This window comes from Peribacillus sp. NJ4 (genome assembly GCF_030348345.1).
Classification (GTDB): Bacteria; Bacillota; Bacilli; order Bacillales; family DSM-1321; genus Peribacillus.
In genome coordinates this window covers 123,137-138,900 of sequence record NZ_JAUCFQ010000006.1, presented here as the reverse complement: position 1 = coordinate 138,900, position 15,764 = coordinate 123,137, and the positions used below count along the sequence as shown (strand labels likewise).

The following is a 15,764-nucleotide window of genomic DNA, read 5'->3' as shown; positions in this document are numbered from 1 at the left end:
CATTCACATACCGAGGTGAGAAGTTTGAAGATCGTATGTTTTGGAGACAGTTTAACCAGAGGCATTTCTTATGTTAAGGGCCGGCTTCGCATTATTAAAGAAAATTATCCGAACTCTTTAGCTAAGCTAACAGAATCTTTGCCATTCGTGGAAGTATTGAATAAAGGGGTTTTCAATGACAACTCCGACCTGTTGGTTAGCCGGATCGAGAAAGACGTCATGTCGGAAAATCCCGATATCGTATTAATAGAGGTCGGTGGAAACGACTGTAACTTCCATTGGGACGAAGTAGCCAAGAATCCAGAAGGTGACCATGAGCCTATCGTTCCAATCGAACGCTATCTGGAAAATATCACACAACTTGTCAAGCAGGTTCAGGACAAGCATGTAACACCTTTCCTTTTAACTCTCCCACCGCTGGATCCTGCCAGGTATTACAGAGCTATCGCGGATAAGTTCGGTCATTCGATCGGGCATTTCGTTTCACATGTCGGTGGTATTGAACATTGGCATGGGATGTATAATCGCCAATTGAAAAACCTTGCAGAGGAACTAAAGGTGCCTTTGATCGATGTCCGTTCCTATATTAAATCCTCCGGCGACTTGGATCGCTTGATTAGCGATGATGGCATCCACCTCACTTCCGAAGGGTACCAGCAAATGAGCATGGCCATATTCAGTGATTTACAGAAGCATATGGCAGAGGAAATACTTCCTCAGCCTTAAAACAGTAAAAAGGCAAAGCATGGCGCTTTGCCTTTTTGGGTTTTACAGACTTTTCACTTCCACGTTTTCCGGGAGCTTGAAAGGGTTCTCGGTATTGATCCGGTCATAAAACATCATCCCGTTTAAATGATCTAACTCATGTTGAAACACGATTGCAGCAAAGCCCTTCAGCCGCATCTCTATTTCCTCACCATTACCATCCACCGCTTTAATTTTAACCCGTTCATAACGCGGTACATATCCTTTAATATCACGGTCGACAGAAAGGCAGCCTTCACTTTGAGGCAAATAGATCATTGTGGCAGAATGACTGATAATTTTCGGATTCACAAGGGCATATTCAAACAGCTTCCCCTTTTCGTCTGGAAAATACATGACGAACATGCGTTTATTCAAGCCTATCTGATTGGCAGACAACCCAACGCCTTCACGCAAATTGTACTTCTTTTGGAGTTTTGGGTCCTGGCTATTTTTCAGGTATTGCATCATGCATTCCAACGTTTCACGATCTTCATCCGAAATCGGCAGGCTGACTTCATCCGTTACCTGACGCAGAATTGGATCTCCTTCTCTAACGATATCCTTCATCGTAATCATATAGTCTTTTATAAATTTACTCATAGAACTTCACACTCTTCTACCATTTTATTTTTTCATGACTTAGACCATTTCACTTTAGCATTTCGCATTTAAAAAGTCTAATATGCAGGTTAGATAAACATCGGACTTTATCCTTTGAATTTCCATAATAAATGGTATTTTTAGATTTTAACATTATTTACCTAAATTTTAGGGTATAAAGACCTATAGATTACACGTTTAAAAATTTTATACTAGATATATACTCTTAAAGGAGATGAAATATTGAACTCTAACTCTAAATTAGTTTCGAAGTTACTGCCGTTCCTGACGGCTTTCATTGTGATAATTGCTGGAATCAGTTGGTATGTTGTTACTCAGTCAAAGGATATGGTCATTCCTTTTTCTTCCGTAGAAAAGACGATTAAAGCTCAAAATGGAGCCCTTGTCACCATTGAAGAAAAAAAGAATGGCACTCTTCACATCTCCACACCAGATGGAGAATACGTTTCTAATATCCCTCCCAACAGTCAAATGATCAATAAACTTGTCGAAACTTATAATGTTCAATATTCTTTTTCATCAACTAATAAATCAGCATTATGGATTTTAGGCGGATTAATGGCGGCTCTCGTCGCAACCGCTGTAATTATACAGAAAAGATCAAAAGGCGGATTACGGGTCGGCAGCAAGAAACAAAGCCTTTCCAGCCCTAAGCCTCTACCAGAGATAACCATGGATGATGTAGGCGGTTTGCAAACCGAAATCAAACAGGAAATCCTACAGACACTAACTACACTAAAGGAACCTGAACGTTCAGCTAAAATTGGAATTAAGCCGCCTCAAGGCATTTTATTATACGGCCCCCCTGGAACGGGGAAAACGTTGCTTGCACAGGCAATCGCAAAAGAGCTTGGTGCAAATTTCTTCTCGACGAGCGGTTCAGCCTTCAACGAAATGTTTGTTGGAGTCGGTGCAGCCCGTGTCCGCAGCCTTTTCCAAAATGCACGTAAGCAATCGCCGGCTGTCATTTTCATCGATGAAGTGGACGCGTTGGCTGGTAAAAGGAAAGCTCATGGCGGCGAAGAAGGCGAAAAAACGTTAACTGAACTGCTTGTGCAATTGGATGGAGGCCATCCAAACGAAGGCATTTTATTCATTGCAGCGACCAACCGGAAAGATATGCTCGATGAGGCATTTCTACGTCCGGGCAGGATAGATTTCTCTTTCCAAGTTCCACTTCCAGATACCCAAGGAAGAAAGGAAATCATCAATATCCATACGAAGGGAAAGCGTCTGGCAACAGATGTACTTTCATCATTGGATGAATTGGCTGAAAGTACTTCCGGCTTCTCCGGTGCTGACTTAAGTTCTCTATTCGATACAGCCTCACGTCATGCCCTGAGGAATGAACAGGAAATGATTCGTAAACAGGATATTGACTATGCCATTGACCGGACGATTCTTGGAGCCACATCACGTACCTTGAATGATATGGATACGAAGCGGCGTGTGGCCATCCATGAAAGTGGACATGCCCTGATTGCAGCTCTGACAAAGCCAGGTTCCGTTCGAAAGGCGACCATCATTCCTCGTGGGGAAGCCCTTGGATATGTAGCGCCTATACCAAAAGAACTCCATCTGGCAACCGCCAGTGAATTGCTTGATCAAGTCAAAATGATCTTAGCAGGTGGTGTAGCTGAAAGAATGTATTTAGGGGAACACAGCATCGGTGTAGGCGGAGATGTCCAACAGGCAAAACATCTACTTGAACAAATGGTCGATACCGGAATGCTTCAAGACGGATTTACCCTCACCTTTAATAAAGGCGAGAGAGAGCAAAGGATGCAGGAATTATTCACTAAAGCGATTCAGGAAACGGAAATGTTGATTGATTCGAATCGCCAACAGTATGAAGAGCTTGTTGAAGAGTTATTGAAAAAAGAGACACTCGAGGGATCAGAAGTTCAGCGTATCGTTGATGCTTCAGAAATAAACACCATATGCTCGAATGCATAACGTGTTTAAAAGACTAATATTATGTTTAGAGCCTGTTCGAATCGAACAGGCTCTTTTTTTATATATGGTAGTGAGCCGCAAAGCCAATCTTTAATTAATATTATGTAGGCAGTCCCTTTCCCGCTAGAAAAATGAAAGGGAGGTCACTGGCAAAATCACCGTTATCCGCTTCTCACCTGTTTTACATCTAGGGATTTAGCCATATGCTGTTTCGGTATCTTGGCCTTAAAATCATCCTTTTTCAAACGCATCGCAAATAATAGGGCTATGACGAGCAAAGCCACAGAACCGAGGAGAGCAAATTGATAGGAAGTTAAATTAACATGCTGCTCCCCATTTGTTCCTATCGAGCTAGTTCCCACTGCCCCCAGAATGCTGGCTAGGATGGCTACACCAATGGCAGAGCCAATCCGGTTTTGGACATTGAACAATGTAGCCGCCATTCCCATCGAAGCCGAGTTGATATTGGTGAAAGTGGAAAACTGTACGGCCACAACAGTATGTCCCAAACATATACCGACGCTAAATAATAAGGCACGAAGAAACCAGGGGTTGGCTGTCGGCCCGACAATGCTAATCAATGTATAAATGATGATTGTACCAAGCAACCCTATCCGGATCACCTGATGTATGCCCAGTTTCTTCGTAGTCCAAGGCATCATCCGGGAGGCCACCATCAAACCTATAGCTTCCGGGAAAGTCGTCAGCCCGCTTTCTAAAGCCGAAGCATGAAGCGAACTTTGATACATTAACGGGAACACGAAGAGCATCCCCAATAAGCCCGCCATTGAAAATAATGAAATGATGCCCAATGTCCGAAACAATCGATCGGATAATAAACGCAAATCAAGCATCGGTTCGTTAACACGCAGCTCCAATAGAATAAATGAGCAAACAAGAATTACACCGATACAACCTGTATACATAATCACTGGGGAGTCCCATCCTTTAGATGGTCCTAAGCTCATTGCATACATCAACATGGAAAAGCCTGCAGCTGACATTAAAAATCCTGGAAGGTCCAGCCTGCCAGCAGTTGGCTCTTTATGTTCTTTTAAAAACCATACACCGAATAACAGGACCATAATTCCGAAAGGGACATTTATATAAAATGCCCAACGCCAAGACAGCTGCTCCGCAAGGAATCCGCCAACAATCGGACCAACAGCTGGTGCGAATGCAATGGGGAGCACAAGGGAACGGGAAACCTTTGGGCGTTCTTCAACAGAGAACGTTCTAAATAATATGGCCATTCCAACTGGTGTCAGGATCCCGCCTCCTGCCCCCTGCAAAACCCTGAACAAGTTCAAGGTTTGAAGATTATTAGCGAATCCGCATAAAAAGGAGGCTGCCGTAAAGACACCCAATGCCATCAAGAAGATTTTCTTGGTTCCAAAACGATCCCCAAGCCAACCAGCTACCGGAAGGAATACAGCCAGGCTTACTAAATATCCAACATTAATGCCACTGGCTGAAGAGGGATCAAGGTTAAATTCATTACTGATCGTTGGCAGGATCACATTGACAATCGTCCCGTCCATCGAAACCATGAACATCGCTATGACATAAACGATGCTCACTACTATTTTAGGGTCTAACTGTATCTTGGATTTCACTGTGTTCCATCACTGCTGGCAACTAGTTTTAAACTATTGGGCAGCAAATCCATCCATTTTTTGTTGATGTATTTCCAGCAATCCTCTCGATATATCACGGACCAGCCTTCTGGAATAACCAAAAAGGCGGGCCAAAGGGAATGCCGACCTTCTTCATTTATAAATTCATTGTAGATGCCATTTTCATTCACGAAACGGTTGGTCATCAGTTATTGTCCTCCTTCATAATTTTTTCAAATTCTTGATAGTGAATGTTTGTTAGCAATCTCCTAGCCAATTTCAGCACGCTGCATCTTCAACTAATAATGATAATCATTATCAACTATAATCTACAGGTAATGATATATATTTATAACTTAATGGTCAAGTGCCTTCCATGGATTTACTGAGAAAGACCTATTCCTTACCAGGCACATTTCTCTTCAAAGCAAAACGTAAGGCCCTGTTAATCAAAGGTGGCAAGACTGAAAGATGCCCTTCCTCTTCAAACTCCTTGAATTGAACATTGACTCCGCTATCCTTCAAAGATAATCGTTTTGATAATTCCAAAGCATTTTCGTTCATGCCGCTTTTATGGGTGCCTTCCAGCTCCCCCACGCCAAGCAATAAGGAAATATCACCATTTCCTTGATTCAATCGGAAAAGAAACCTATCCTCCTCCTCACGGAACCACTTTTTGTTCCAATGAAGAGATGGGCTCCCAGCTATATATGTTTGGAAAGCATACGGATTTTCAAAAAGAACATATAAAGTGAAAAGGCCGCCAAGGGAATGCCCGAAGAGCGTTTGGCTATTGTGATCGACCTTAAATCTTTTACCGATTTCCGGTTTTAAATCCTCTTCTATGAATTTCAGAAAGTTTTCCGCTCCTCCATGCGAAGGCCATGGACTTCCGTCTGGTCTTACAGGTAACGCGCTAACCGCAACGGGCAGAGTGAAGTCATAATAACGTTCAGAAGAAAATGGTGCATTGGTGGCATACCCAATACCCACAATGATGGCGGGAACCACCCCTGACTTTTCCGGCCGGCGAGATTGCAATCGTACCGCCTCAACCATCGTTCCAAATACAGAATTGGCATCCAGCAAATAAATGACTGGATATCCCGAGGGTGGCGGCTCTTCCAATGGCTTTGATACAAAGATTTGGTATTCACGTTTCCCAGTACTCGACTCCATGAGAAACTGTTGGGTTCCTTTGATCGTAACCTCTGTACTGGCAGTAGTTTTATCCATTACGCCTTTGTCCACTTTTTTATGCATCATCTAAATGAATTCCCCCAACCTCTAATACTAGTAATTTTATTTATTTTTCACTTCTCAAGTGATTTAATCTCTTAATATCAGCCTAGTTTAAAAGAATGTAATTGAGAAAGATTACCATGACATTGATAATGATAATCTTTCTCAATAAATATATCAACTATACACCGATAATTTTTTCCTATCATTTTACAAAAAAGAGCTTTCCCTTCCCTTTTCACCCTGGTTTTCATGCCCTTTTGAAATATCCCAAAACATTACTTTGGAAAATTATTCTTGAAATAAAAGAAAATTAATTATATATTTAAGCATGTCAAAGTGATAATGATAATCGTTATCAACTACTACATAAAAATATTGTATCTTTATTTTGCAACCTAGCTGGTAAAGGAAGTGAAAAAATCGATCTTAACAAATAAAGATTTATCTGTGGGAACCGTGAAGAAGCGATAAATTTATATTCTATAAATCTAAAAAGGGGAATCGACAAATGAAAAAGAAATTATTCGTACTTGGTATGGCAACAGTATTCAGTTTAGGACTCGGCGCTTGCGGCAATGCCGAAAAGACTTCAAGCGATGCTTCAGAAAAAAGCAAAGTGACGGATTCCGCTAAAAAAGAAACACAGACCATATCCTACCTGAATAAAGAATATACAATTCCAGCCAAGGTGACCAATATTGTAACTGCAAGTTTGGAATCAATGGAAGATGCAGCGATATTAGGGATTAAACCTTCTGGTGTTGTTACTGTTGGTGGGGAAATACCTGAATATTTAGCGAAAGACCTCGAAGGTGCTAAGTCGATCGGTGAAAAAATGCAACCGAACTATGAAACCCTTCTGGATATGAAACCTGATGTCATCATGTGGTCTTCTAAATCTCCAGCTAATGTGACAGAAAAGTTGGAAAAAGTGGCGCCAACATTCCCTTATTCACATATTTCGACAAACTGGGAAGACAACCTGCGGTTAATGGCCAGCCTTTCAGGTAAAAAGGATCAAGCAGAAAAAATCATTACAAAATATAATGATGATGCCGCAAAAGCAAAACTGGAAATTGGTGAAAAACTGAAGGATAAAAAGGCTTTAGTAGTGAGAATCAGGAACGGCAGCCTCTTCCTTTATCCTGAGGATGTGTATTTCAACCCAGTTATATATAAAGATTTAGGCTTGACTATCCCTGAAGAAATAAAGCCAATTAAAGCACAAGAAATGATTTCACTAGAAAAATTTGCGGAACTGGACCCGGACTATATCTTCTTACAATTCACGGAAAGTGAAAATGCCCAAAAGCCTGAAGCTTTAAAAGAACTGCAAAATAACCCGATCTGGAAGAGCATCACGGCAGTAAAAGATAATAAAGTGTTTGTTAATTCGGTTGATCCTCTTGCTCAAGGCGGAACGGCTTGGAGTAAAACGGCTTTCCTGAAGACCGCCACGGAAAAATTAGCTAAATAAACAGTAAGGTGCGTTGAATGATATGGCAAAAACAAATTCATTACCAATAATAATTCTTTGTATGGCACCTCTATTAATTTGTATATCGATCGTTTTGTCCATTTTATACGGTGCCAAAAATATAGATTCCATAACGGTATGGAATGCGATTTTCCACTATGACTCTAGTAACGTCGACCATACCATCATTATGGCTTCTCGCTTGCCTAGAGTTTTGGGTGCCCTCCTCGTTGGGGCATTTCTAGCCATATCAGGAGCACTCATGCAGGGGATGACAAGAAATTATCTTGCATCCCCTTCAATTATGGGAGTGACTGATGGCTCAGCTTTCATGATTACACTTTGTATGGTTTTTGCTCCGGGTATGTCTTCTTTCCAAATGATCCTCTTTTCCATGATTGGTTCTGCATTGGGGGCCGGGATTGTATTTGGTTTTGGATCGCTGCTTCCAAATGGATTATCCCCCGTTCGATTGGCCATAATCGGAACCGTCATCGGGACATTTCTAAGCAGTATTTCGGCTGCCATAGCATCCTATTTCCAAATTTCCCAAAATGTAAGTTTTTGGTATAACTCCAAGTTGCACCAGATCGATCCCAATGTACTAAAATTGGCGATTCCTTGTGGGATGGTGGGAATCATTCTTGCTCTATGCATTTCTAAGTCGATTACCATTTTATCTTTAGGCGATGAAATTTCAATCAATTTAGGTCAACGCACAAAGCTGGTAAAAGCAGCGGCCCTCCTTTCCGTCATATGTTTAACGGGAATTGCCGTTGCCCTAGTAGGGAAAATCGGCTTTGTTGGGCTTATCATTCCTCACATTACCCGTTTTTTAATTGGGATAGATTATAAGTGGGTCATTCCATGTGCAGGTGTAATCGGTGCCGTTTTTTTAGCTCTGTGCGATGTATTGAGCAGGTTTGTCAATTACCCATTCGAAACCCCCATAGGAGTCGTTACTTCCTTGATTGGCATCCCTTTCTTCCTGTACTTAATCAGAACTAGAGGAGGAGAAAAGAATGGATAAGAATTCACGATGGCGATTCTCCATTACGATGACAATCATTTTATGTTTAATCGTTGTTTCAAGTTATTTTAGCTTAATAACCGGTACATTCGACATGACCGTCAAAGCTGTTTTTCAGACTTTATTCAGGGTGAATCCAATGTCCGATTATGATTTGGTCATCTTTGATTTCAGGCTCCCCCGCATTGTAATCGCCGGTTTGGTGGGACTGAGTTTAGGAATTGCCGGAGCCGTCATCCAAGGCGTGACGAAAAATGGATTGGCCGATTCTGGGATCTTGGGTATTAATGCCGGGGCTGGTACGGCCATTGTCATCTTCATGTTTTTCTATCAAGGTCATAACGGCAGTCCGGATTGGTTCTCCATTATGAGCTTACCGTTGTTCGGGTTGGTTGGCGGTCTTTTGGCCGCCCTATTGATTTTCCTTTTTTCGTGGAAAAATGGGACACTCGATACGGGTCGGCTTTTATTGACCGGTATCGCCATTGGCTCAGCTTTTGGAGCCCTTTCCTTATACTTATCATTAAAAATGAATTCCACGGATTTCGAAATGGCAACGGTTTGGCTCTCAGGAACGATCTATGATGCTAATTGGAAATACATCGCTTCCATGTTACCTTGGATGATAATCTTGATCCCCATCATTAAGAAAAAAGCGTATTTACTGGATTTGTATCAATTGGAAGAATCGAGTATAAAAAGTTTGGGGATTTCAGTGGAAAGGGAAACAATCATCCTCTTGCTCTGTAGCATTGGATTAGTGGGCGCCTGTGTTTCCGTATCGGGCAATATTGGATTTGTAGGTTTAATGGCTCCCCACATATCCAAGCATCTTGTAGGAATCCATCACAATCAAGTCATCCCCGTATCCGGGGCAGTCGGCGCATTACTAGTCATCCTATCCGACTTTATCGCAAAAACCGTTTTTGCACCCGCTGAATTGCCAGTTGGGATAGTCATTTCAATTATTGGTGTCCCATATTTTCTCTATTTATTAATTAAAGCAAAAGCATAGAAGGAGAGATGATAAGTGAGTATTCTCCGTATGGAAAATCTGGAAACGAATTACGAGAAATTCACGGTATTCAAAGACTTGAATTTGGAAATAAAAAAGGGGCTGGTCACGACCATCATCGGTCCGAATGGATGTGGAAAATCCACATTACTGAAAACAATAGGCCGTATTCTAAAACAAAAGAGCGGAAGCGTTTATTTGCAAGGTCAGGAATTACATAAGATCCATACCAAACAGATTGCCAAGCACTTGGCTTTACTTCCCCAAAACCCGGTTGCACCAGCACAATTGAAGGTAGAGGAACTTATTTCATATGGAAGGTATCCGCACCGCAATAATGTAAATAAACTAACGAAAGAAGATAAAGAAACGATTGAATGGGCCATGGATATCACAAAAACCCTTTCTTTTCGAAACCGGCAGATCGCAAATCTTTCCGGTGGTCAAAGACAAAAGGTTTGGCTAGCAATGGCTTTAGCACAGCAAACGGAGATTTTATTACTAGATGAACCTACCACCTACCTTGATATGGCTCATCAACTGGAAGTTTTACAAATTGTTGAGAGACTTAACAAGGAACAAAAAAAAACCATCGTGATGGTACTGCATGATATCAATCATGCGTCTCGGTTTTCACAAGAAATCATAACGATGAAGGAAGGAGAAATCGTTAAAATCGGAACCCCGGGAGAAATCATTACACCAGCCGTTTTAGAAGAAGTCTTTCGTATTAATGCAAGGGTCATGATAGATCCTGCCAATGGGGCTCCCGTTTGTTTTGGTTATGACAATTTATCACAGCAAGAAGTTTATCAAGAAGCCGTTTCATCCAATTAAAAGTTGTGCTTCTAAAAGTGGTTCGGAAAACGTATATTTCATCAAATGATATTCCCAAATCAACTGACCCAAACCAACACCTCCAACTTCTCAGGTATGGTTTCCATCTAAATTTTATAACATAGTTGATTGGAGAGGAAGGTGCGAGACTCCTGCGGGGAAAGCGCGTCTAGGGGAGACCCCGCAGGCGCAAGCCGAGGAGGCTCACGACCGCCCGCGGAAAGCGAGTTTCTTGAGCGGAAATCAACATCCAAATTGTACAAGCCATAAAAAAAACTGCAGGCAAACTCGCTTTTCGTCGAGTTTGTCTACAGTCTGAAGGGATGTCGACAAGTCGGCACCCCTTTTTTTATAGTTTTTCCAACTGGATGATATCTGCTGTATTTTGTTTCTGCATCCCTGACTTTTGCAATTTCACTGCCGTTCCCTCAGGTAAGTTAGTGAATATAATAGGAGTGACCGTTGATGGGGCATTCCGTTTTATGAACTCTAAATCAATTTCCAAAAGAGGTGTTCCTTTTGTTATCCTTTGACCTTCTTGCACAAGAGATGTAAACCCTTCTCCATTTAATTTAACTGTATCTAAGCCAACATGGATCAGAATTTCCAGACCATTATCCATTTTCAATCCCAGTGCATGATTTGTCGGGAAGATACTTAGCACTTCCCCATCGATTGGGGATACTAGTTTCCCATTGACTGGCTCGATAGCAAAGCCATCCCCCATCATTTTCATCGCAAACACTTGATCGGGAACTTCTTCTATCGGTAAAACGGTTCCTTCAATCGGAAGGACAAAGTCATTCGCACCCAAAGCTTGGTTTTCTTCCACTCTTTCCTCTGCCACTTGTGCAGATGGACCTGTTTTCACTTGGTTTGGGTCGACGCCATTCTTGACAAGTTGTTTCATTGCATTTGCAACGAATTCAACATTCGTTCCAACAATGACTTGCACACTTGATTTATTCAACTTCATGACACCACGCGCACCATGCCTTTTTAAGGCGGCTTCATTCACATTACCTGAATCGGCAACTTGTAAACGTAAGCGTGTTGCACAGTTATCAATTAGCTTTATATTCTCCTTACCGCCAAGATCTTGAATGAAAAGCGATCCCATATCGGTATATTTATCCCCTGTTTTCACAATAGTTTCTTCTTCCACATCTTCTTCATCGTCTTCACGGCCAGGTGTTTTTAAATCCATGATCTTGATGACAAAATAGAAAATCACGAAGTAAACTGCCGCGTAAACCAATCCAATTGGTATTAACCAAAGTGGTTTTTGTGCAATACCAAAGTTCAAGAAATAATCAATGGCTCCTGCGGAGAATCCAAAACCATGATGGATATCCAATATAACGGCGAGTGCCAGAGAGACACCGGTTAAAAGGGCATGTATTACATATAATACTGGTGCGATGAACATGAACAGAAATTCAATCGGTTCAGTGATTCCTGTTAAGAAAGAAGTGAAAGCTAACCCAACAAGCATCCCCGTCACCAATTTACGTTTCTCTTTCTTAGCAGCTGCGATCATTGCTAATGCTGCTGCTGGAAGACCGAACATCATGATCGGGAAAAAGCCGGTCATGAAGGGACCAGCTGTCGGGTCCCCTGCGAAGAAACGATTTATATCACCTGTCGCTCCATTGTATTCACCAAAAACGAACCAAACCATACTATTCAAGACATGATGCAATCCTACTGGAAGCAATAAGCGATTCAATACGCCGAATACTCCGGCACCCAATGCCCCTGCACCTGTAATCCAGTCTCCAACACTATTGATTACGTCTTGAATCGGCGGCCAAACAAAACCGAATATTCCCGCAAGTATAATCATCGCAAGCGAAGTGATAATCGGGACGAATCGTTTCCCTGAAAAGAATCCAAGCCATTCTGGGAGTCTTATGTCGGAGTATCTATTATATAGAAGAGCGGCAACTATACCCGATATAATACCGCCTAAAACAGCCATGTTAATATCTTCATTAATCGCTTTTGTACCATTCGTTAAAACAAAGTAACCAACAAGACCTGCCAATGCCGCAGCACCGCTTCCATCTTTGGATAATCCAATCGCTATACCTAAAGCGAACAATAAGGCAAGGTTATCAAAAATAGCTTGTCCCGAGGCAGCCATAAATGGAATATCAAGTAAATCAGGTTGCCCTAAACGGAGCAATAAAGCCGCTGCTGGCAAAACAGCAATCGGTAACATTAAAGCCTTCCCAATCTTTTGTAAAAAATTTAACATCGAACTCATCTCCCTTGTTCCTAACTTCTTTTAATTCAGCAGAACGAAAAGACGTATAAAGCGTTTTCATTTTATCAATATAATAACTTTTCTTTGGCTTATACTAGCACATAAAATATATAGATGTCTATACCAATTTACTTGGAAACATACTATTTTCTTCGAAAATAAAGCGAAAATATCTTTTTTATTCATGATAAACCCTAACTGGTCTAGACAACCTTTAATAAAAACGATAAAATGAGGGCAAAATATATGAGACATGACTCATTCATTAAGTTTTACTTTCATAAAGGAGATTATGTATGAAAACATTCATTATTAATAATCTAACAGTCCATAGCGAAAAGGAAACATACCAAAATGGGTATATTAAAGTCGTGGATGGAAAAATTGCCGAAGTTGGTCCAGTCAGCCAATACAAACAGGACGATAATGCCAAGGTAATTACTCTTTCGCCGGATTATCAGGTAATTCCCGGTGCGATTGACATTCATATTCACGGAGCATCCAATTCCGATGCAATGGATGCCACACATGAAGCATTATCCACAATGGCAGAGACTCTTCCCAAAGAAGGGACCACCAGTTTTCTGGCCACTACAATGACTCAATCTACCCAAGCCATTGAATCAGCACTTCTTAATGCTGGTGAATATATCGAAAGTCAAACACAAGAACACGCTGAAATAGTTGGGATTCATTTAGAAGGTCCTTTCATTTCACCGGTTCGTAAAGGAGCACAGCCTGAAGAGCATATCATTGACCCTGATGTCACTTTATTTAAAAGATGGCAGGAAATGGCCGGAAATCAAATCAAGCTTGTAACGCTTGCTCCTGAACAACCAAACGGATTAGATCTTGCCGCTCACTTAAGGAAAACTGGCGTCGTCGCTTCCATTGGACATTCAGATGCAACATATGACCAAATTGATGAAGCAATCCAAGCAGGGACTACCCACGTTACACATCTTTATAACGGGATGCGGGGACTCCATCACCGCGAACCTGGTGTTTTGGGAGCTGCTTATCTTCGAGACGAGCTATATGTTGAACTTATTGCTGACGGCATTCACTGCAGGCCGGAAATGGTGAAGCTGGCATATAACCAAATTACCAGTGAACGCATGATTTTGATAACGGACTCGCTTCGTGCCAAATGGCTCGAAAAAGGTACCTATGATTTAGGTGGTCAGCCTGTGTATGTTAACGAAACGAAAGCAACGCTTTCAAACGGTACACTAGCCGGCAGTATATTGAAAATGAACGATGCCATTAAAAACACCTTAAAATATACCGATTGTTCCATGACTGACATTATAAAAATGACGGCAGAAAACCCTGCCAAGCAGCTTCGGATTTTTGACAGAAAAGGAAGCATCCAAGTCGGCAAAGACGCCGATTTTGTAATATTGAATGACCGATTGGACGTTGAAATGACGTTCTGTCGAGGTAATTTAGCTTTTAAAAAGGAGAATGTATAATGAATATCATTAAAGTGCAGGACTATGCAGAAATGAGCCGGACAGCAGCTGAAATAGTAATCGGAAAAGTCAAAGGAAATCCGGATATCAAATTGGGCCTTGCAACAGGCGGTACCCCTAAAGGGATGTACGATAATATGATTGAAGATCACGTGCGCAATGATACTTCTTATGAAAATGTAACGTCTTTCAATCTTGATGAGTATATCGGCTTAAGTCCAAATGATCCAAACAGTTATCATTATTATATGGATGACTCCTTATTCACTCACATCAATATAAATAAAGAGCGCACTCACCTTCCGAATGGCACAGCCGATGACAACTCTGGAGAATGTAAACGGTATGACGAAATGATTGATTCCGTGGGAGGGATCGACCTTCAGATACTTGGTATTGGGCAAAATGGCCATATTGGTTTTAATGAACCTGGAACTTCTTTCACATCCGGTACACATGTAGTGACACTTGAAGATTCAACGCGCCAGGCGAATGCACGTTATTTCGACTCCATAGACGAAGTTCCCACACATGCCGTTACGATGGGCATTTCAACAATCATGAAGAGTAAAGAAATTCTGCTGCTGATATCCGGTGAAGAAAAAGCCGAAACCTTAAAGAAATTGATACACGGTGACATTTCAGAGGAATTCCCTGCATCTATCCTAAAAAAACATAATAGTGTTACAATTATCGTAGACCAAAAAGCGTTATCCGGAGTGATAATTCCCTAAAAGGAGCGAAAGTCGATGATTGATAAAAACTCACCTCTTCCGATTTATTTTCAAATCGAAGAACAAATAAAAAGACAAATAGAAAACGGTGAGTTCCAAGCGCACAATGCCCTTCCATCTGAACGTGAATATGCGGAGCAGTTCGAAATTAGCCGAATGACCGTCCGGCAAGCCATAAATAACTTGGTTAATGACGGATACTTATACCGTCAAAAAGGCAGGGGAACCTTTGTTGCCGATAAAAAGTTGGAGCAGCAGCTCAATGGATTGACCAGTTTTACAGAGGATATGAAGGCCAGGGGATTAAATCCAAGCAGTAAGCTGCTGAGTTTTGAAATCATTCCGGCTGATAAGAAAATTGCCAGTGAATTGCTCATTTCCCTTCATGCACCCGTTTATGAAATAAAACGCATTCGGTTGGCTGATGATGTTCCAATGGCACTCGAGACCGTGTACATGTCTGCTAATTTAATTAAAGGGTTAACGGAAGAAATCATTAACCATTCCCTTTACCAATATGTGGAGAATTACGCAAAACTTAAAATAGACTATGCTACACAAACATTGGAATCCTCGATTGCATCTGAATTAGAAGTCACCCATTTAGCGATTCCAAAGCACTCACCCATATTATTCATTCAAAGGAATACGTTCCTAATAGATGGAACTCCCCTTGAATATGTTAAATCGGCTTATCGTGCGGACAGGTATAAGTTCACTATCACCATAACCAGATAACTTG

At 41.4% G+C, this 15,764-nt stretch carries 14 protein-coding genes; 9 read left to right on the top strand and 5 right to left on the bottom strand.

Annotation, left to right across the window (positions count from 1 at the left end; genetic code table 11):
• Positions 1–24 precede the first annotated feature (24 nt).
• Complete coding sequence (locus QUF94_RS26810) at positions 25–726, top strand: SGNH/GDSL hydrolase family protein (protein WP_289318724.1); 702 nt, start codon at positions 25–27, stop codon at positions 724–726.
• A 42-nt stretch (positions 727–768) separates the two neighbouring features.
• On the opposite strand, the gene def is transcribed toward QUF94_RS26810, so the two are convergent.
• Positions 769–1,347, bottom strand: coding sequence for a peptide deformylase (gene def, locus QUF94_RS26805; protein ID WP_061461156.1), 579 nt, complete (start codon positions 1,345–1,347; stop codon positions 769–771).
• Positions 1,348–1,590: 243 nt separating this feature from the next.
• Between def and QUF94_RS26800 the strand changes: the two genes are divergently transcribed.
• A complete protein-coding gene (locus QUF94_RS26800; protein ID WP_289318723.1) occupies positions 1,591–3,324 on the top strand; it encodes an AAA family ATPase in 1,734 nt (577 codons plus the stop codon).
• Positions 3,325–3,485: 161 nt separating this feature from the next.
• On the opposite strand, the gene QUF94_RS26795 is transcribed toward QUF94_RS26800, so the two are convergent.
• The 3 genes from QUF94_RS26795 to QUF94_RS26785 all read right to left on the bottom strand — a co-directional run bounded on the left by QUF94_RS26795 (position 3,486) and on the right by QUF94_RS26785 (position 6,206).
• Entirely contained in the window at positions 3,486–4,940 is a 1,455-nt protein-coding gene (locus QUF94_RS26795) for a DHA2 family efflux MFS transporter permease subunit (protein ID WP_353957644.1), read from the bottom strand.
• Positions 4,937–5,146, bottom strand: coding sequence for an MbtH family NRPS accessory protein (locus QUF94_RS26790; RefSeq protein WP_289318722.1), 210 nt, complete (start codon positions 5,144–5,146; stop codon positions 4,937–4,939). Before QUF94_RS26790 ends, QUF94_RS26795 begins: the two co-directional genes overlap by 4 nt.
• A 190-nt stretch (positions 5,147–5,336) precedes the next feature.
• The gene (locus QUF94_RS26785; protein WP_289318721.1) at positions 5,337–6,206 is read right to left on the bottom strand and encodes an alpha/beta hydrolase; all 870 of its coding nucleotides are present in this window, start codon (positions 6,204–6,206) and stop codon (positions 5,337–5,339) included.
• A gap of 487 nt (positions 6,207–6,693) precedes the next feature.
• Here QUF94_RS26785 and QUF94_RS26780 point away from each other — a divergent pair, with 487 nt between their 5' ends.
• From QUF94_RS26780 to QUF94_RS26765, 4 genes are read left to right on the top strand one after another with little or no spacing between them, the layout of a single operon-like run.
• The gene (locus QUF94_RS26780; protein ID WP_289318720.1) at positions 6,694–7,662 is read left to right on the top strand and encodes an iron-hydroxamate ABC transporter substrate-binding protein; all 969 of its coding nucleotides are present in this window, start codon (positions 6,694–6,696) and stop codon (positions 7,660–7,662) included.
• A gap of 22 nt (positions 7,663–7,684) precedes the next feature.
• Positions 7,685–8,692 (top strand): FecCD family ABC transporter permease, encoded by a 1,008-nt coding sequence (locus tag QUF94_RS26775; RefSeq protein WP_289318719.1) that lies wholly within the window; start codon positions 7,685–7,687, stop codon positions 8,690–8,692.
• Entirely contained in the window at positions 8,685–9,707 is a 1,023-nt protein-coding gene (locus QUF94_RS26770; protein ID WP_289318718.1) for a FecCD family ABC transporter permease, read from the top strand. Before QUF94_RS26775 ends, QUF94_RS26770 begins: the two co-directional genes overlap by 8 nt.
• Before the next feature lie 15 nt (positions 9,708–9,722).
• Positions 9,723–10,544 (top strand): ABC transporter ATP-binding protein, encoded by an 822-nt coding sequence (locus QUF94_RS26765; RefSeq protein WP_289318717.1) that lies wholly within the window; start codon positions 9,723–9,725, stop codon positions 10,542–10,544.
• A 349-nt stretch (positions 10,545–10,893) separates the two neighbouring features.
• On the opposite strand, the gene nagE is transcribed toward QUF94_RS26765, so the two are convergent.
• Positions 10,894–12,804 (bottom strand): N-acetylglucosamine-specific PTS transporter subunit IIBC, encoded by a 1,911-nt coding sequence (nagE, locus tag QUF94_RS26760; RefSeq protein ID WP_289318716.1) that lies wholly within the window; start codon positions 12,802–12,804, stop codon positions 10,894–10,896.
• A 305-nt stretch (positions 12,805–13,109) separates the two neighbouring features.
• Here nagE and nagA point away from each other — a divergent pair, with 305 nt between their 5' ends.
• Genes nagA through QUF94_RS26745 form a run of 3 tightly spaced genes read left to right on the top strand, consistent with a single transcriptional unit; the run spans position 13,110 to position 15,760 of the window.
• The gene (gene nagA / locus QUF94_RS26755) at positions 13,110–14,288 is read left to right on the top strand and encodes an N-acetylglucosamine-6-phosphate deacetylase (RefSeq protein ID WP_289318715.1); all 1,179 of its coding nucleotides are present in this window, start codon (positions 13,110–13,112) and stop codon (positions 14,286–14,288) included.
• Positions 14,288–15,022 (top strand): glucosamine-6-phosphate deaminase, encoded by a 735-nt coding sequence (nagB, locus tag QUF94_RS26750; RefSeq protein ID WP_289318714.1) that lies wholly within the window; start codon positions 14,288–14,290, stop codon positions 15,020–15,022. The genes nagA and nagB overlap by 1 nt, the downstream gene beginning before the upstream one ends.
• Positions 15,023–15,037: 15 nt before the next feature.
• A complete protein-coding gene (locus QUF94_RS26745; protein ID WP_289318713.1) occupies positions 15,038–15,760 on the top strand; it encodes a GntR family transcriptional regulator in 723 nt (240 codons plus the stop codon).
• The last annotated feature ends 4 nt before the right edge of the window (positions 15,761–15,764 follow it).